Source organism: Haloferax marisrubri, from assembly GCF_001469875.2.
In the GTDB taxonomy this organism is placed as follows: domain Archaea; phylum Halobacteriota; class Halobacteria; order Halobacteriales; family Haloferacaceae; genus Haloferax; species Haloferax marisrubri.
This window is the reverse complement of the sequence record NZ_LOPW02000018.1, coordinates 47,617-64,109: the sequence shown is the minus strand read 5'-3', so window position 1 is coordinate 64,109 and position 16,493 is coordinate 47,617. Positions and strand designations below refer to the sequence as shown.

14 protein-coding genes are annotated in these 16,493 nt (G+C 66.0%); 3 read left to right on the top strand and 11 right to left on the bottom strand.

What is annotated here, in order from left to right; translation table 11 throughout:
- Window positions 1-101 precede the first annotated feature (101 nt).
- Window positions 102-1,550, bottom strand: coding sequence for a 2,5-dioxovalerate dehydrogenase (gene xacF / locus AUR65_RS15215; RefSeq protein ID WP_058567669.1), 1,449 nt, complete (start codon window positions 1,548-1,550; stop codon window positions 102-104).
- 156 nt (window positions 1,551-1,706) lie between these two features.
- Between xacF and AUR65_RS15210 the strand changes: the two genes are divergently transcribed.
- The gene (locus AUR65_RS15210; protein WP_058567668.1) at window positions 1,707-2,945 is read left to right on the top strand and encodes a xylonate dehydratase; all 1,239 of its coding nucleotides are present in this window, start codon (window positions 1,707-1,709) and stop codon (window positions 2,943-2,945) included.
- 397 nt (window positions 2,946-3,342) lie between these two features.
- On the opposite strand, the gene xacK is transcribed toward AUR65_RS15210, so the two are convergent.
- The 6 genes from xacK to AUR65_RS15180 all read right to left on the bottom strand — a co-directional run bounded on the left by xacK (window position 3,343) and on the right by AUR65_RS15180 (window position 9,992).
- Complete coding sequence (gene xacK / locus AUR65_RS15205; RefSeq protein WP_058567667.1) at window positions 3,343-4,494, bottom strand: xylose/arabinose ABC transporter ATP-binding protein XacK; 1,152 nt, start codon at window positions 4,492-4,494, stop codon at window positions 3,343-3,345.
- Window positions 4,495-4,496: 2 nt separating this feature from the next.
- The gene (xacJ, locus tag AUR65_RS15200) at window positions 4,497-5,660 is read right to left on the bottom strand and encodes a xylose/arabinose ABC transporter ATP-binding protein XacJ (RefSeq protein ID WP_058567666.1); all 1,164 of its coding nucleotides are present in this window, start codon (window positions 5,658-5,660) and stop codon (window positions 4,497-4,499) included.
- A gap of 3 nt (window positions 5,661-5,663) precedes the next feature.
- Window positions 5,664-6,593 carry a xylose/arabinose ABC transporter permease XacI gene (gene xacI, locus AUR65_RS15195; protein WP_058567665.1) on the bottom strand — a complete coding sequence of 310 codons (930 nt, stop codon included), beginning with the start codon at window positions 6,591-6,593 and terminating at the stop codon, window positions 5,664-5,666.
- A gap of 2 nt (window positions 6,594-6,595) precedes the next feature.
- On the bottom strand, window positions 6,596-7,549 hold the full coding sequence (xacH, locus tag AUR65_RS15190) for a xylose/arabinose ABC transporter permease XacH (protein ID WP_058567664.1): 954 nt from the start codon (window positions 7,547-7,549) through the stop codon (window positions 6,596-6,598).
- A 54-nt stretch (window positions 7,550-7,603) separates the two neighbouring features.
- Window positions 7,604-8,914, bottom strand: coding sequence for an ABC transporter substrate-binding protein (locus tag AUR65_RS15185; protein WP_199180635.1), 1,311 nt, complete (start codon window positions 8,912-8,914; stop codon window positions 7,604-7,606).
- A gap of 313 nt (window positions 8,915-9,227) precedes the next feature.
- Window positions 9,228-9,992 carry an NAD-dependent epimerase/dehydratase family protein gene (locus AUR65_RS15180; RefSeq protein ID WP_058567663.1) on the bottom strand — a complete coding sequence of 255 codons (765 nt, stop codon included), beginning with the start codon at window positions 9,990-9,992 and terminating at the stop codon, window positions 9,228-9,230.
- A 100-nt stretch (window positions 9,993-10,092) separates the two neighbouring features.
- Here AUR65_RS15180 and AUR65_RS15175 point away from each other — a divergent pair, with 100 nt between their 5' ends.
- Both AUR65_RS15175 and xacC read left to right on the top strand, forming a co-directional pair.
- Window positions 10,093-10,854 carry an SDR family oxidoreductase gene (locus AUR65_RS15175; protein ID WP_199180619.1) on the top strand — a complete coding sequence of 254 codons (762 nt, stop codon included), beginning with the start codon at window positions 10,093-10,095 and terminating at the stop codon, window positions 10,852-10,854.
- Window positions 10,855-10,931: 77 nt separating this feature from the next.
- Entirely contained in the window at window positions 10,932-11,792 is an 861-nt protein-coding gene (gene xacC, locus AUR65_RS15170) for a pentonolactonase XacC (RefSeq protein WP_058567662.1), read from the top strand.
- Window positions 11,793-11,819: 27 nt separating this feature from the next.
- Here the strand turns inward: xacC and AUR65_RS15165 are convergent, their stop codons facing one another.
- From AUR65_RS15165 to AUR65_RS15150, 4 genes are all read right to left on the bottom strand, one after another.
- Window positions 11,820-12,797, bottom strand: a complete 978-nt coding sequence (locus AUR65_RS15165) for a D-xylose 1-dehydrogenase (RefSeq protein WP_058567661.1) — start codon at window positions 12,795-12,797, stop codon at window positions 11,820-11,822.
- A gap of 60 nt (window positions 12,798-12,857) precedes the next feature.
- Window positions 12,858-13,976 carry a D-xylose 1-dehydrogenase gene (locus tag AUR65_RS15160; RefSeq protein ID WP_058567660.1) on the bottom strand — a complete coding sequence of 373 codons (1,119 nt, stop codon included), beginning with the start codon at window positions 13,974-13,976 and terminating at the stop codon, window positions 12,858-12,860.
- Window positions 13,973-14,842, bottom strand: a complete 870-nt coding sequence (locus AUR65_RS15155) for a fumarylacetoacetate hydrolase family protein (RefSeq protein ID WP_058567659.1) — start codon at window positions 14,840-14,842, stop codon at window positions 13,973-13,975. Before AUR65_RS15155 ends, AUR65_RS15160 begins: the two co-directional genes overlap by 4 nt.
- A gap of 806 nt (window positions 14,843-15,648) precedes the next feature.
- On the bottom strand, window positions 15,649-16,422 hold the full coding sequence (locus tag AUR65_RS15150) for an SDR family NAD(P)-dependent oxidoreductase (protein ID WP_058567658.1): 774 nt from the start codon (window positions 16,420-16,422) through the stop codon (window positions 15,649-15,651).
- Between the last annotated feature and the right edge of the window lie 71 nt (window positions 16,423-16,493).

Here is a 16,493-nt window from a genome sequence, read left to right as displayed (position 1 = left end):
GAGAGGAGAGGAGAGGAGAGGAGAGGAGAGGAGAGGAGAGGAGAGGAGAGAAAAGAACGAGACGATGGCAGACGGTCGCCGTCGGCGACCGGGTGGGAGGCTCAGTAGCTGTCGTAGACGGTCTTCTCGATGGTGTAGAAGTCGAGACCGGCGTCGCCCTGCTCGCGCCACGTCTCGGAGGACGAGCGCTTGAACCCGCCGAAGGGGACGTGGAGTTCGAGGCCGGTCGTCTTGTCGTTTACCTTCACCACGCCGGCTTCGACCTCGTCGACGAAGCGGTTCGCCTCGGTGTGGTCGTCGGTGACGACGCTGGCCGACAGGCCGTAGTCGACGTCGTTCGCGACCGCCAGCCCTTCGTCGAAGTCACTCACTTCGATGACGGCGACGACCGGCCCGAAGACCTCCTCCTGTGCGATGCGCATGTCGGGGTCGACGTCGGTGAACACCGTCGGTTCCACGAAGTGACCCGTCTCGACTTCCTCGCCCTCGGGGACGCCGCCGCCGGCGGCGAGCGTCGCGCCCTCGCCCTCGGCGATGTCGATGTATTCGAGCGTCGAGGAGAGTTCGGACTCGCTGACCTGTGGGCCCATCTCGTGGTCGGTTCCGGGGCCGACGTCGAGGGACTCCGCGCGGTCGACGAGTTCGGCGACGAAGTCGTCGTACACGTCCTCGTGGACGATGGCGCGGGAACAGGCCGTACATGACTGGCCGGTCGTTCCGAATCCGCCGTTGGCGACGATGTCGGCCGCCTCGGCGGGGTCCGCGGAGTCGGCGACGAGCGTCGGGTTCTTCCCGCCGAGTTCGGTCTGGACGCGCTTGCCGGCGTCTGTGGCCTGCTCGTAGACCATCTCGCCGACCTGACTGCTCCCGGTGAAGGAGACGAGGTCCGTGCCCTCGTTGCCGATGAACTCGCTGCCGACCGAGCTACCGGGGCCGGTGACGACGTTGAGGACGCCGTCCGGGAGGCCGGCCTCGTCGAGCGCGCGGGCGATTTCGATGACGACGCCGGGCGCGATGGAGGCGGGCTTCAGGACGACAGTGTTGCCGGCGGCGAGCGCCGGGGCGAGCTTCCACGCCGGGATGGCGATGGGGTAGTTCCACGGCGTGATGAGCGCCGCGACGCCGACGGGCTCCTGCCGCGTGTAGAGGTTCGTGTTCGACCCGCTCGCGCCCTTCTTCGTGCCGCCGAGGTCGGCGGCCTTCGTCGAGAAGTAGTGGAAGATGTCGATAGCGCGCTGTACCTCGCCCGCCGCCTCGGGCCGCGCCTTCCCCTCCTCGGCGATGAGAATCTCCGTCAGTTCCTCCTTGCGCTGGGCGAGGAGTGTCCCCGCCTCGCGGAGGATGCGCCCGCGCTCGGGACCGGGCGTGTTTCGCCACTCGTCTTCGGCCGCGACGGCGGCGTCGACGGCCGCGGCGGCGTCGTTCTCGTTCGAGTGCTGATACGTCGCGACCACCTCGCTCGGGTTCGCGGGGTTCGTCACCTCGGCCGTCTCGCCGGTCTCCGAGGTCACCCACTCGCCGTTGACGTAGTTTTTACTGGGGTCCGTCATCGAGTACACGTTCCGTCTTCCGACATACAATTCTTGCGAAGTTGTCACTATTTGTTGGCTGTCGTCGGCGAGGCGAGTTCGGGAGCGCGCGTCGGGGTGAGCCACGAACTACCGACCCACACACTTTTGTAGTGGCTTTCGAGATATACGTGCGCAATGGTTGAGCAAGCGAAGCTTAGCGACCCGAACGCGGAGTACACGATGCGCGACCTGTCCGCGGAGACGATGGATATCACGAATCCGCGAGGCGGCGTCCGCGACGCCGAAATCACGGACGTACAGACGACGATGGTCGACGGGAACTACCCGTGGATTCTCGTCCGCGTCTACACCGACGCGGGCGTCGTCGGCACCGGCGAGGCCTACTGGGGCGGCGGCGACACCGCCATCATCGAGCGGATGAAACCGTTCCTCGTCGGCGAGAACCCCCTCGACATCGACCGCCTCTACGAGCATCTCGTTCAGAAGATGTCCGGCGAGGGTTCGGTCTCGGGCAAGGTCATCTCCGCCATCTCGGGCATCGAAATCGCGCTGCACGACGTCGCCGGGAAACTCCTCGACGTGCCCGCCTACCAGCTCGTCGGCGGGAAGTACCGGGACGAGGTGCGCGTCTACTGTGACCTCCACACCGAAGACGAGGCCAACCCGCAGGCCTGCGCCGAGGAGGGCGTCCGCGTGGTCGAGGAGCTCGGCTACGACGCCATCAAGTTCGACCTCGACGTCCCCTCGGGCCACGAGAAGGACCGCGCGAACCGCCACCTCCGCAACCCCGAAATCGACCACAAGGTCGAAATCGTCGAGGCCGTCACCGAGGCCGTCGGCGACCGCGCGGACGTGGCGTTCGACTGCCACTGGTCCTTCACGGGCGGGAGCGCCAAGCGCCTCGCCGCCGAGCTGGAAGACTACGACGTGTGGTGGCTCGAAGACCCCGTGCCGCCGGAGAACCACGACGTGCAGAAGCTCGTGACCCAGTCCACGACGACGCCCATCGCGGTCGGCGAGAACGTCTACCGGAAGTTCGGCCAGCGGACGCTGCTCGAACCGCAGGCGGTGGACATCATCGCGCCCGACCTGCCCCGCGTCGGCGGCATGCGCGAGACGCGAAAGATAGCCGACCTCGCGGACATGTACTACATCCCCGTGGCGATGCACAACGTCTCGTCGCCCATCGGGACGATGGCCTCCGCGCAGGTCGCCGCGGCCATCCCCAACTCGCTTGCCCTCGAATACCACTCCTACCAGCTCGGCTGGTGGGAGGACCTCGTCGAGGAAGACGGCCTGATTCAGAACGGTCGCATGGAGATTCCCGAGAAGCCCGGCCTCGGGCTGACGCTCGACCTCGACGCCGTCGGAGAACACATGGTCGAAGGGGAGACCCTCTTCGACGAGGAGTAACCCGACACCGAGAGCGAGACTGTCCCACAGCGGCCGCGACAGCCTGACATACCACACCCATAACCCGGACGCACCACCGCGAACGAGAGACGTGAGCGTCTCCCGACACGCGGCGCGTCCGCCGCGGCCGCTTTTTCACTCGCTGGCGTTCGATACCGGAGCGACGCGACTCGCGGGTGCAGTCGCTACGCTGACGCAGATAGCTACGACTGAGAGCGGCGCGCGAACTGCGAGCGAGAAACGAAAGCGAAAGCGAAAGCGAAAACGAAGAACGGAGTGAGGTCGGTCCGAAAGAAGCGCCGAGTGCGAGACTCTGCGTGCGGGGACAGGAAGCGAGAGACGGCGCGGAGAAATCGAAACAGCGTCAGCGGCCGGGGCCGGGAGCGGGGCCGCGGCGTCAGTTCGAGACGAACGCGTCGATGGCGCGGTTCGACGGGAGTTCTCGGTTCTTCAGCGCGTCGCCGGTCTCCCCGTCGAACAGGTGAATCGCGTCTTCGGGGAACGAGACAGTCGTGCGGTCGCCCGCTTCGACCCTCGACCGACCGGTGGTGGTCGCGGTGAACTGGGTTCCCTCGCCCCCGTCGGCGAACCGCAGGTGGACGGTGTTTTCGTTCCCCTGCGGTTCGACGACGACGACTTCGGCGTCGAAGGTGCGCTCGCCGGCGCGCCGCTCGCCGACCGCGACGTCCTCGGGTCGGATGCCGAGCGTGAGGCCGCTCGCGCCGCCGAGTTGGTCTCTGGTCGCGCCCGAAAGCGGGTAGTCGAAGCCGTCGCCGCGGAAGGTGTCGCCCGAAAGCGACCCGTCGAAGAAGTTCATCGACGGCTCGCCGATGAAGCCCGCGACGAACAGGTTGTTCGGCCGGTGGTAGCAGTCCAGCGGCGTGCCGACCTGCTGGAGTTCGCCGTCGTCGAGGACGGCGACCCGGTCGCCCATCGTCATCGCCTCCGTCTGGTCGTGAGTGACGTAGATGGTCGTGACGCCGAGTTCCTCCTGCAGGCGCTGGAGTTCGGTCCGCATCTCCGCCCGCAGTTTGGCGTCCAGATTGGACAGCGGTTCGTCCATCAGGAACACTTCGGGGTCGCGCACGATTGCGCGCCCGAGGGCCACCCGTTGTTGCTGGCCGCCCGAAAGCTGTCCGGGCTTGCGGTCGAGCAGGTCGCTAATGCCGAGCATGTCGGTCGTCTCCTCGACCCGCTGGCGTATCTCGTCGTCCGGCAGGTCGGTCGACTCTTCGAGGCCGAACGACATGTTCCCGCGGACGCTCTTGTGCGGGTACAGCGCGTACGACTGGAACACCATCGCGATGTCCCGGTTCTGTGCGGACACGCCGTTGAGGAGGCGCTCTTCGAGACGGAGTTCGCCCTCGGTGACGGTTTCGAGCCCCGCCATCATCCGAAGCGTCGTCGATTTGCCGCACCCCGAGGGACCGACGAGCACGAGGAACTCCCCGTCGTCGATGTCGAGCGATATCTCTTCGACGGCGACGATGTCGCCGCCGCCGTCGTCCGTGTAAACCTTCGTTACGTCGTCGAGTGTCAATCGTGCCATGGCTACTGTTCGAGTTGTGTGAGGTCGGCTTCCTGGTCGTGGCGGCGGTTGTGCACCGCGGTTCCGGTCTCCGCGTCGAACACGTGAATCTTGTCCGGCGGAATCGTCACCGTGACGCGGTCGCCCCGGGTGACGAGGTGCATCCCCTCCGTGACCGCCTGCAGGGCGTCGTCGGCGGAGGGTTGGTCCGGGTGCGAGAGGTGGAGGACGTTCTGGTCGCCGTGCGGTTCCACGACGGTCACGTCCATCCGGAGTTCGTGGTCGCCGAGCGCGGCGTCGGCGGCGGTGTCGTCGGTCGCCGCGTCAACGACCTCGATGTCTTCGGGACGAATCCCCAAGACGAGGTCCTCGCGGTCGCCGACCGCCTCCATCACGCCCTCGTCGAGCGGGTACGAGAAGTGCTCGCCGACGAACGTCGTCTCCGAGCGCGTCCCGCGGACGAGGTTTATCATCGGCTCGCCGATGAACTCCGCGACGAACAGGTTGTTCGGCTCGTGGTAGCACTCGAAGGGCGAGGCCACCTGCTGGAGTTCGCCGTCGTCCATGACGGCGATGCGGTCCGCCATCGTCATCGCCTCGGTCTGGTTGTGGGTGACGTATACGGTCGTGACCGCGAGTTGGTCCTGCAGGTTCTGGAGTTCGGTCCGCATCTCCGCCCGCAGTTTGGCGTCCAAGTTGGACAGCGGTTCGTCCATCAGGAACACTTCGGGGTCGCGCACGATTGCGCGCCCGAGTGCGACCCGTTGTTGCTGGCCGCCCGAGAGTTCGTCGGGCTTGCGGTCGAGCAGCTCGGCGATGCCGAGCGTCTCCGCGACTTCGACGACGCGCTCGTCGCGCTCCGCAGACGTGTATCCCTCCTCTTCTTCCAGCCCGAACCGGATGTTCTGCCGGACGGTCATGTGGGGGTACAGCGCGTAGTCCTGGAACACCATCGCGATGTCGCGGTTCTGCGGGACGCGGTAGTTCATGTGGTCCCCGCCGATGTAAATGTCCCCGCTGGTCGCGGTCTCCAGGCCGGCGAGCATTCGGAGCGTCGTCGACTTCCCACAGCCCGACGGACCGACGAGGACGAGGAACTCCTCGTCGGCGATGTCGAGCGAGAGGTCGTCGACGGCGACCGTGTCGCCGAAGCGCTTCGTCAGGTCGGTGAGTTGAATCTGTCCCATAGCTTAGGCCTCCGTGCGAAGTCCCTTGGCGAACTGCTCGGCGAACGCGACGTACAGGATGAGCGTCGGAATCGCGGCGAGGAACGCCGCGGACATCCTGATACCGAAGTCGATGCCGGAGGTCGAGGCCCCGATTGCGGGCAGCACCAGCGTGACCGGTGCCGCCGGCGCGTCGGAGCCGGTGACGAGCGTGAACGCGAAGAGGAACTCGTTGTAAATCTGCGTGAACTGGTAGATGAACACGACGCCGAACATCGGCTTCGAGATGGGCAGGATGATGCGCCGGTAGATCTTCGTGATGCTCGCGCCGTCGATTTTGCCGGCCTCCACGAGCGAGTTCGGGAGGCTCTGGTAGTACGACCGGAACAGTATCGTACAGATGGGAATCCCGTAGGCGATGTGGGTGATGACGAGCGGCACGAGTTCGGCGTGGTACCCCTGGAAGAAGGGTATCGACGCCACCATCGGCTCTATCATCCGCGCGAGCGGGAAGATGTTGTTCCAGAAGCGCGCGAGCGGGACCAACACGGCCTGGTACGGGACGAAGACGCCGACGACGAACAGCATCAGCACGCCCATCTGCGCCCGCCAGTTGACCATCGTGAGGCCGTAGGCGGCCATGCTCCCGAACAGGACGCTCCCGATGGTCGCCGGAATCGACATGACGAGCGAGTTGAAGAACGACCCCGAGAGCTGTTCGAGGGCGAACTGGATGTTCCCGAGGGTGAATCCCTCGCCGACCGGCGGCGCGAAGGGGAGCGAGCGAGCGACAGACTCGTTCGTCTTGATGGCGGTCATGATGCCCGTCTCCAGCGGGACGAGGAAGAACCCGAGGAAGAACACGACGAGCGCGTACTGGCCGACGCGCCGGAGGTTCACGTCCTCGACGAGCGATGCGACGTCGAAACTGCCTGTGGATGACGACTGTGACATGGTCAGAGACTCCCCTGTTTGTACTGGTAGTAGAGGTACGGTCCGATGACGCCGAGCGCCATGACGAGGAGCATGGTCGCGATGGCGGCCGAGTAGGCCCACTCACCGAACTTGAACGCGCGGCGCACCATGAGCGTCGCCAGGATGTCCGTCCCGTTCGGCGGGCGGTACCGGCCGACGAGCGCGTACAGGAAGGTAAACGCCTTCAGCGCGAACACCATCAGCACGACGGCCGCGCTGACGGACGCTTCCTTCAGTTGCGGGACGATGATGCGGAGGTAGGTCCGGGTGATGCTCGCACCGTCGACGCGGGCGGCCTCGAACTGGTCGTTCGGAATCGACTGGAGCCCCGCGAGGTAGACGACCATCGTGTACCCGCTGAACTGCCAGATGAGGGCGAATATCACCGCCCCGAGCGCGATTGACGGATTTCCGAGCCAGTCCACCGGGTTGAACCCGAGAGTCGTCACGACGAGGTTGAGGATGCCGCTTTCGACGTTGAACATCCAGAGCCACAGTTGCGCGGTGACGACGAACGAGAGGCTCATCGGGAGGAGATAGACCGTCTGGAACTTCTCCGAGAAGCGGATGCCGTGGTCCAACAGAATTGCGAGGAACAGGCCGAGTATCAGACAGACGGTCGTAAACGCCACGAGGAGGACCAAGTTGTTCTGCGCGGCGGAGACGAACGCGTCGCTCGACAGCGCCTGGGCGTACATCTCCAGGTCGAGGGCGGAGTAATCGGGGGTGCCGAGGCCCTCGTAGTCCGTAAACGAGATGGCGAAGTTGTAGCCGATGCCACCGTAAACGGCGATGCTCATGAGGACGAACGGGATTCCCCAGTACGGCGCGGAGCGAACGAAGTCGCTGTTGAGGAAATACCGGAGCTTCGACTCCCACCCGACCGCCTCGTCGGTCGCGTCGGCGACGTGCTCCGTGTTATCGTGTGTAGCCATCGATATACCTATATTTTATTTGTGGGTGATAAAGGTGTAGTTTCGACCGAAGCCTTACTCGGAGACCGCTTCGATGAGCGCGTCAGCGGTGGCTTCGACCTTGAACGGCCCCATGAAGTTGTCGCCGAAGGCGGTCTTACACGCGCCCATCGTCTTGGGCGTGACGGCGAGACCGTGGGCGATGGTCGGCGGGTACGCCTCCGAGTCGGTGAGGTCCTCGTAGGTCATCGCGAGGAAGTCGGTCAGTTCGCTCGGGTCGATGTCGGTGCGGAGCGGAACCGACCCCTTGGGGTTGTTGAAGGCGATTTGGGCCTTCTTCGTGCCGACGAACTTCTGCCACGCGATGGTCTCCTCGCGGCTCGGGTTGTTGCTCGGCGCGACGATGGAGTCCACGTGGTAGAAGTAGATTCCCTCCGTGCCCGGGAACGGTATCCAGTCCCACTGCTCTTTGTAGTTGAAACTGTCGTCGGCGCGGAACATGCCGTACACCCAGTTCCCCTGGTGAATGGTGGCCGCGTTGCCCGAGATGACCTTCTGGCCCGCCGTCGTGAAGCTGATGGACGAGGCGTCGGCGGTGATGTAGTTCTCGTTGATGGTCTTCAGCGCTTCGAGCGCCTCGACGACGGCCGCCCTGTCGGGGTTGCCCTCGATGAAGTTCGTGTACGCGTCGACGCCGCTTTGGCTCGTCAGAATCTGCGCCCAGAGCTGGAGGTTCGTCCACGGCGCGACCATCGCCTGCGCCATCGGCGTCACGTCCGTGTTCTGGTCGATAGCTTCGAGCGCGTCGAGGAGCGCGTCGACGCTGTCGAGGCTCGACGCGTCGATGCCGGCCTCCTCGAACACGGCGGTGTTGTAAAACAGGTTGTTCATCCGGTGGGACCCGAGCGGGACCGCCGGCATCTTGTCGTTGAACTTACACAGTTCGACCGCGCGGGCCTGCATGGTGTCTTTGAAGCCCTCGGCGTCCCACACGTCGGCTTCGAGGTCCATCAGCGCGCCCGAGTAGCGCTCGAGGTTCTTCCCCGGCCAGTTGGCGAACGAACTCATCGGGTTGTTGTTCGCGAGTCGCCGGAGAATCGTCGCGTTGAGGTTCACGTTCGCGCTCGCGCCGACCGCCTGGAAGTTCGTGTCCATCTCGGGATGCTCTTCCTCGAACGCCTCGATGAGCGCGGTGACCGCCGCCTCGCCGTCGCCACCGGCCCAGCCGTGGAGCACTTCCAGTTGCGAGTCCCACGTGCTGCCCGAACTGCTCCCGCCGGTCTCGGTGTCGTCGCCGGAGCCACCAGAGCCACTCCCTCCTTCGGTGGCCTCGGTCTCGGAGCCGCCACCACCGGTACATCCAGCGAGGCCGGCGGCGGCACCCACGGTCAGGGCCTTCAGGTACTTTCGACGGTTCACACTTCCATCGCTACTGTCATGCTCGACCATGTAGTACCCATGTTAGCTACCCGCATATATAAGTTGTGAATGACAGATGATGATATAAAAGGGGCGGGGTTTCGTCAACGCGTGCTGCGGCGCGCTCGGGGCGAAAACCGTGAGCACCGAAAAGAAGGCGTTTTCGAGAGCCGAACGAAACGCTGTCCGGGGGCGATCGTCCTCGCCCGCGACGCCGTCTCACGGTCGGTCGACAGCCGCGTACGTCACGTCGCAGTCGCTCGGGTAACGACGCTCTCGCTCACTCCACGACGGTCGCCGAGTTGTCCCGCGGGCGATAACCGATGGTGCGCATCGCCTCCGTGAGCGAGAGATACCGGTCGTCGTTCGCCGAGATGAGGTTGACGGCGAGCGGCGAGTCGGGAAGCGGTGCTTCGACGGCCCGCCGCATCCCCTGCTCGCAGTCGTCGGGACTAAGCCACATCGCGCGGACGTAGCGCGCGACGGACTCCTCTTCGTCCATCTTCTCTCGGACCTCGTCGACCGTCAGGAGCCACCCGATGCGGAGGTTGAGCACCTCCAACCCGTGTCGGTCCGCGTAGTAGTTGCCCAGCGCCTCGCCGAACACCTTGCTCACGCCGTAGTACGAGTCGGGGCGCGGCGGGTCCGACACCCGAACCGCCTCGGCCTCGGCCGCCAGCGTCTCCGGTCGGGTCGCGTCCGCGATGTTGTACATCTGGTGGACGTGGTTCGTGCTGGCGAAGACGAGCCGGTCGATATCGGCCGCCAGCGCCGCCTCGTAGACGTTGTACGTGCCGCCGATGTTGACCTCGTAGACGCTGTCCCACGCCGCGTCGGGGTTCGGGTTGGCCGCGAGGTGGACGACGATGTCGTGGCCCTCGAACGCCTCCGTCAGCGCGTCTTCGTCGCGCACGTCGAGGATGACGCTGTCGAGTCCCTCGCGCTCGCGATGCGTGATGGGCGTCACGTCGTGGTCCGAGTCCAGCGTCTCGACCGTGACTCTCCCGACGTTTCCAGCCGCTCCGGTGACCGCAATACGTGCCATACGATGACAATCGACGGGAGTCTAATAAACGTGTTCCAAGCGCCCGTCGCCGGATTGCCACGGGGAAAACACGTATGCGACAGGGTCACAATCACGGCGTATGGTCGACCGACCAACCGCTTTGGAAGACCCGCTCGACGGGCGGACGGCGCTCGTCACGGGCGCGAGTTCGGGAATCGGCGCGGCGACCGCGCGCGTGCTCGCCGAAGACGGCGCGGACGTGTGCCTCGCCGCCCGCAGAGTCGAACGGCTGGAATCGCTCGCGGACGAGATTCGCGAGGCGACGGACGCAGCCGTGAGCGTCGTGCCGACGGACGTGACCGACCCCGACGCGGTCCGGGCGCTCGTCGACGCGACCGTCGAACGGTTCGGCTCGCTCGACATCGTCGTCTGCAACGCCGGCCTCGGCATCGACAAGTCGGTCGCGGAGTTGACCGACGAGGAGTATCGCCTGATGACCGGCGTCAACGTCGACGGGATGTTCTACACGGCCAGAGAGGCGATTCCGCACCTCGAAGAGTCGGAAGGTAACCTCGTCTTCCTCGGGAGCATGTCCGGGAACCACCCGCGACCCCACAACCCGGTGTACGCCGCGACGAAGTGGTGGGTCCGCGGGTTCGCGTCGAGCCTGCAGGGGAGCATCGGCGAGGAGAACGTCGGCGTGACCTGCGTCAACCCGACCGAGGTGCGAACCGAGTTCGGCTCCGAGAGCGGCGAGACGCTCGAAGAGTCGTTCGAGGAGGGCTCGGTGACGGAGGCGATAGAGGTCGCCGACGCCATCGCCTACGCGGTCCGCCAGCGGTCGCCGAACACGGTGTTGTCGCTCGACCTCTACCGACGCGACAAGCTCTCGCACTTCTGAAGACGGCGACGGAAGTGGCGGCGGCCCCCACGAACTCGGGGGAAGCGTATTTTGCGGTCGGTTCCGAACGGACGCCCATGACCGTCACGAGAGTGGTCGACACGTCGTGCCGACTCGGCGAGGGCCCGGTCTGGCACCCCGACGAAAAGCGGCTGTACTGGGTAGACATCGAAGGCGGGCGACTCCACCGCTACGACCCCGAGACGGGGGCGCACGACTGTCCGGTCGAAACGTCGGTCGTGGCCGGCGTGACGATTCAGCGCGACGGGTCGCTCTTGGCGTTCATGGACCGCGGCCGCGTCGGGTGCGTCGTCGACGGCGAACTCACGGGAGTGACCGAAATCGTCGACTCACCGACCCGGTTCAACGACGTTATCGCCGACCCCGCCGGGCGGGTGTTCTGCGGGACGATGCCCTCGGAGTCCGCGGGTGGACGGCTGTTCCGCCTCGGCACCGACGCGACGGTGACGACGGTCGAGACCGGCGTCGGAATCCCCAACGGGATGGGGTTCACCCGCGACCGCGAGCGGTTCTACTTCACGGAGACCGAGGCACACACCATCTATCGGTACGCCTACGACGAGGAGTCGGGGGCCGTCTCGGACCGCGAGCGGTTCGTCGAATCGCCGGCGACGCCCGGGTTGCCGGACGGGATGACGGTCGATTCGGCGGGCCACATCTGGTCGGCCCGCTGGGAAGGAGGCTGTGTGGTGAAGTACGACGCCGACGGAACCGAACTCGACCGGTTCGACGTGCCGACGGAGAAGGTGACGAGCGTCGCGTTCGGCGGGCCCGACCTCGATTCGCTCTACGTGACGACCGCCGGCGGCGACCCGGACGGCGGAGCAGGCGAGGACGAGGACGCGGGTGCGCTGTTCCGTCTCGACGTGGAGGCGACCGGTCGCCCCGAGTTTCGCTCCGACGTTCGGTTGGGCTGAGTCGAAACGGACGGCGGCCGCGGGCCGTCAGTCCAACTCGACCGTGCGCCCGCTGTCGGCGCTCTCGTAAATCGCGTCGATGGTTCGCATGAGGTCGACGGACTCCTCGCGGTCGATTCGCGGCGTCTCGCCGGTCTCGACGGCGCGGGCGAACGCCTCGACCTCGCTGCGGTAGTTGTCTATCGGGTCGAACGTCTCCGTGACGACCCGGCCGTCGGTGGCGTAGGTGAGTTCGGCGGACGCCGTCGGCTCGATGTTGAACGCGGTCTTCGCCTCCAGCCAGCCGTCGGTGGTCTGGACGCGGTAGTACTGCGTCTCGGGCGTGTCGAACGACGATTCGACGCTGGCGCTCGCGCCGGAGTCGTACTCCAAGACGCCCGACATCCGCGTGTCGACGCCGCAGTCACGGGTGTCGGTCGTGGTCGCGTACACCCGGTCGGGCGTCCCGAGGAAGAGCCGCGCCGCGCTGATGGCGTAACAGCCGACGTCCATGACGCTCCCGCCGGCGAGTTCGGGCTCGATGCGGATGTTCTCCGCCCCGTCGGGCAGGCGGAACGAGAAGTTCGAGGTGACCGAGACGACCTCGCCGAGCTCCGACGCGACGAGTTCCGCGGCCCGCTCGGTCCGCGGGTGGAAGCGGTACATGAACCCCTCCATCAGCGTGACGCCCGCGTCCTCGCAGTAGTCGAAGACGGCGGCGGTCTCGTCCGCGCTGGCGGTTAGCGGCTTCTCGCAGAGCACGTGCAGACCGTGGTCGGCGGCCGCCCGGACCCAGTCGGCGTGGAGACTGTTGGGAAGCGGGATGTAGACCGCGTCGAGGGAGTCGTCGGCCAACAGCGCCTCGTAACTGCCGTAGGCGGTGGGGATACCGACCTCGTCGGCGACCGCGCTCGCCCGCTCCTCGTCTCGGGACGCGATGGCGGCCGCCGCGTGGTCGCTCGCCTGAATCGCCGGAATCACCGATTCGACGCCGATACCTGCGGTGCCGAGGATACCAAACTGCATGCGGGGAGGTGCGGCGACCCCGATAATAAAACTCCGGGCGAAAACGCGTCGAATCGGTCGCTACGCTCCGTCGAGAGCGGGGTCGTGGTCGGCGTCGACGGCGACGTCGGTGCCGCGCTCCGCCGCGGCGTAAATCGCGTCCATCGCGCGCATGTCCACGAGGGCGTGGTCGCCGTCGGGTTCGAGGTCGGTCTCCGTCAGGAGCCGGGAGGCGAAGTAGTCGAACTCCTCGGTCATCTGGTTCACCTGCTCGAAGTCGTAGTCGGCGGACTGGTCCCCCCACGACAGCCGGAAGCCGCGTCGCTGGCGGTTGTAGAAGGCGGGCTCGATTTCGAGTTCCCCCTCGGTGCCGGTCACTCGGAGGTGGCTCGACTGGTAGGCCGACTGGCTGGCGGTGCAGACCGCGAGCGTGCCGTCGTCGAAGTCGACGCCGAAACTGACGTGCTCGTCGCCGACGGCCTCGAACGCCTCGTCGTCGACGCGGGCGCGCGCCCTGACGCGAACGGGGTCTGCGCCGAGGACGAACCGCGCGGTGTTCAGCGGGTAGAGCCCGATGTCCATGACGGTCGCCCCGCCGGAGAGTTCGGGATTCAGCCGCCATTGGTCCGGGTCGGGGACGACCTCGTCGAGCAGGCGCTGGGACATGTGGCCGTGGACGAACACTGGGTCGCCGATGACGCCGGCCTCGACGAGTTCGCGGGCGCGCCGGACGGCCGGTTCGGTCTGCATCCGATAGGCGACCATCAGGGGCACGTCCGCGCGGTCGCAGGCGGCGACGAGCCTTTCCGCCCGCTCGACCGACGCTTCGAGCGGTTTCTCGCAGAGGACCGCCTTCCCCAACTCGGCGGCGGTCTCGACGTACGGGAGATGTAGCCCGTTGGGCGTGACGACGTACACCGCGTCGTAGGCGTCGGCGGCGACGCCCTCGTGGAACTCGTCGTAGGTGAGTCCGTGGGTTATCGACTCGGCCAACGCCGTCGCGCCCTCGGCTTTCTCCTTCGAACTGCTGACGACGACCGTCGTCTCGCAGAACTCGGACTCCTCGACCGCGGGAATCGCCTCGTCGCGGGTCCACCAGCCGAGGCCGATCATGGCGACCCTGACGGTGCCCGTCACGTCGTCGCCCTGCCAGTCGCGGCGCGTGAATTCTTCGACGATGTCGGTGGGTGCAGAGCTCATACGGTGGTGACGGAGTTCGAGAGGGTGCCGATACCCTCGACGGTGATATCGACGCGGTCGCCCGCTTGGAGGTCGAACGGTTGTTCGGGGACGAGCGAGGTGCCCGTGAGGATGACCGCCAGTTCGGGTACCGTGTTGTGGCGCGTGAAGTACGACACGAGTTCGTCGCAACTGCGGACCATCTCGCTGGTGTTCGTGGCGTCGTCGTAGATGATTTCGCCGTCGCGTTCGATGGTCATGCTCATCTCCAACTCGTGGGGGTCGTCCACGTCTTCGGGCGTGACCACACACGGGCCGATAGAACAACAACGGTCGTAGACCTTCGCCTGCGGGAGGTACAGCGGGTTTTCGCCCTCTATCGACCGACTGCTCACGTCGTTGCCGACGGTGTAGCCGACGATTTCGCCGCGACGAAGGACGATACCGAGTTCCGGTTCGGGCACGTCCCACTCGGAATCTTCTCTGACGCCGATGGCGTCGCCCGGTTCGACGGTCCGAGATGGCGTGGCTTTGAAGAAAATCTCCGGTCGGTCAGCGTCGTACACATCGAGGTACATGTCCGGCATCGAACTCTCCTCCTCGCGCGCTTGCTCGCTGATTTGGTAGGTGACGCCCGCGGCCCAGACTTCCTCGGCGTCGACCGGGACCGTCGCGTGCTGGTCGACGAACCCCTCGTCAACCACGTCGGCGTCTTCGGTCAGTTCCGACGCCAGACGGTCGATAGAAGTCCGGGCGATACTCGCCACCCGAGCCAAGTCCCCGAACGTCCGAAGGTCCGCGTCGGCGCTCGTCAGGTCGTACGTCGTGGAGCCGCGACTCACCGTGAGCCGGCGCTCTCCCGACACCGCTAGCTGGTGGTAGTGCATTCAGTAGTCTCATTACCATCGATTGTTATAAAAGTACGTCCCGGCGCGAGCGGCGCGACGCGGGGGAGGACGCAAAAACCGCGAGACCACGGTGAGTTCGGTCTCGAAACGCCGGGAGAGCGCAGTCGGTCGTTGGCTGAAGACGAGCGCCGGCGGCCGTGGGAAGGACGGGACATGGGGAAGACGGTCGCCGGCGCGGCACGGGCGACTCTACGCGACGCGGCCGACGCAACACGGAACCACCGTGCTGGAGGGCGACATGGGTATTCTCAGTAACAGAACGTTTCGAGACAGCGAGACGAATCAATCAAACGGCGGAGACGCGACCGTTCCGGCGTAGTTCGACGAGAGCGGACAGCCGAGTTCTCAGGGAGCGACTCCGGAGAGCGGGGAGTTCGACCGTCGCAACGCGTCTCCGGCGATATTCGGTCACAGCCGAGTCGGAATGGCTGTCAGACGTTTGTATTTTCTATTACAGAACGGAGTCGGGCGGGGTTCGAACGGACGCGTACGGGGACTGCTCGCTCGATGTACGGCGATTAGGCGAAAGATTACACGCGTACGCTTGTAATCTAGAACGGCCGATACCGGGGAACGGGAGGTGAGACCGCCGAGTCATCGGGGCGGGGAGCGGAGACGGGGAGACGGCGGTTCAGCCCGGAAAGGGCGTTCCCTATTACAGAATTTGCGCTCAGTAGCACGATGCCGACCGAAGACGGCCCGCGCTGACGAGCGAGGGTGAGAGACGCGCGTCCGAAGGGAACGACGCTCGCGAACGGTGAGTCCGCTAACAGCGGAGCGTCGGGTTAGAAAGCGCTGTCAGCGAACCCGCCGTCGACGGTGACGACCTCACCCGTCACGAACGAGGCGGCGTCGCTCGCGAGGAAGACCGCCGCGCCGACGATTTCCTCTCGCTCCGCGACCCGACCGAGCGGCGTTCGCTCGTCGATTCGCTCGCGCTTTTCGGTCCCCTCGGCGTAGGTGTCGGCGTTCTGTGGGGTGATGACGAAGCCCGGCGCGATGGCGTTGACGCGTATTTCGGGGGCGAGTTCCTTCGCGGACGCGCGGGTGAACGCCTCGACGCCGCCCTTCGCCGCCGAGTAGGCGGGGAGGTTCGCCATCGAGAGGCGCGCGGCCAAAGAGGAGATGTTGATAATCGACCCGCCGTCGGCGACGGCCGGGGCAAGTTCCTGCGTCACCCGACGGACGCCTCCGAGCGCGATGTCGGTGACGTGGTCCCAGGCGTCGTCGTCGATGTCGCGGACCGTCTCGCGGGAAATCGCGCCCTGCGAGGCGACGACCACGTCGACGCCGCCGAACTCCTCGACGGCGCGCTCGCGGACGCGTTCGAGCGAGGCCGAGTCGGTCACGTCGCACGTCTCCCGAACCGCGTTCGCCCCGAGTTCCTCGATTGCGTCGGCCGTCTCGTCGACCGCCGACTCGCGTCGGCTGGTTGCGAGTACGTCCGCGCCCTCGCTGGCGAATCCGAGGGCGATTGCCTGTCCGATACCGCTCGTCCCGCCGACGACGACTACGCGCTTGTCGCTGACGGAGACTGGCGTGTGCTCGTATGCGACCATGGTGCCACTCCACACGGTACCGACATGATAGTTGCGGAACGCGCGATGGAAGTGCCGCATGCAGTACGTTT

Excerpts from the sequence above, each read along its gene's own strand:
- xacJ (WP_058567666.1), bottom strand. The coding sequence starts at position 5,660 with ATGGGACAGATTCAACTCACCGACCTGACGAAGCGCTTCGGCGACACG.
- xacK (WP_058567667.1), bottom strand. The coding sequence starts at position 4,494 with ATGGCACGATTGACACTCGACGACGTAACGAAGGTTTACACGGACGAC.
- AUR65_RS15210 (WP_058567668.1), top strand. The coding sequence starts at position 1,707 with ATGGTTGAGCAAGCGAAGCTTAGCGACCCGAACGCGGAGTACACGATG.
- AUR65_RS15155 (WP_058567659.1), bottom strand. The coding sequence starts at position 14,842 with ATGCACTACCACCAGCTAGCGGTGTCGGGAGAGCGCCGGCTCACGGTG.
- AUR65_RS15175 (WP_199180619.1), top strand. The coding sequence starts at position 10,093 with ATGGTCGACCGACCAACCGCTTTGGAAGACCCGCTCGACGGGCGGACG.
- xacC (WP_058567662.1), top strand. The coding sequence starts at position 10,932 with ATGACCGTCACGAGAGTGGTCGACACGTCGTGCCGACTCGGCGAGGGC.
- AUR65_RS15165 (WP_058567661.1), bottom strand. The coding sequence starts at position 12,797 with ATGCAGTTTGGTATCCTCGGCACCGCAGGTATCGGCGTCGAATCGGTG.
- xacF (WP_058567669.1), bottom strand. The coding sequence starts at position 1,550 with ATGACGGACCCCAGTAAAAACTACGTCAACGGCGAGTGGGTGACCTCG.
- AUR65_RS15180 (WP_058567663.1), bottom strand. The coding sequence starts at position 9,992 with ATGGCACGTATTGCGGTCACCGGAGCGGCTGGAAACGTCGGGAGAGTC.
- AUR65_RS15150 (WP_058567658.1), bottom strand. The coding sequence starts at position 16,422 with ATGGTCGCATACGAGCACACGCCAGTCTCCGTCAGCGACAAGCGCGTA.
- xacH (WP_058567664.1), bottom strand. The coding sequence starts at position 7,549 with ATGGCTACACACGATAACACGGAGCACGTCGCCGACGCGACCGACGAG.
- AUR65_RS15160 (WP_058567660.1), bottom strand. The coding sequence starts at position 13,976 with ATGAGCTCTGCACCCACCGACATCGTCGAAGAATTCACGCGCCGCGAC.
- xacI (WP_058567665.1), bottom strand. The coding sequence starts at position 6,593 with ATGTCACAGTCGTCATCCACAGGCAGTTTCGACGTCGCATCGCTCGTC.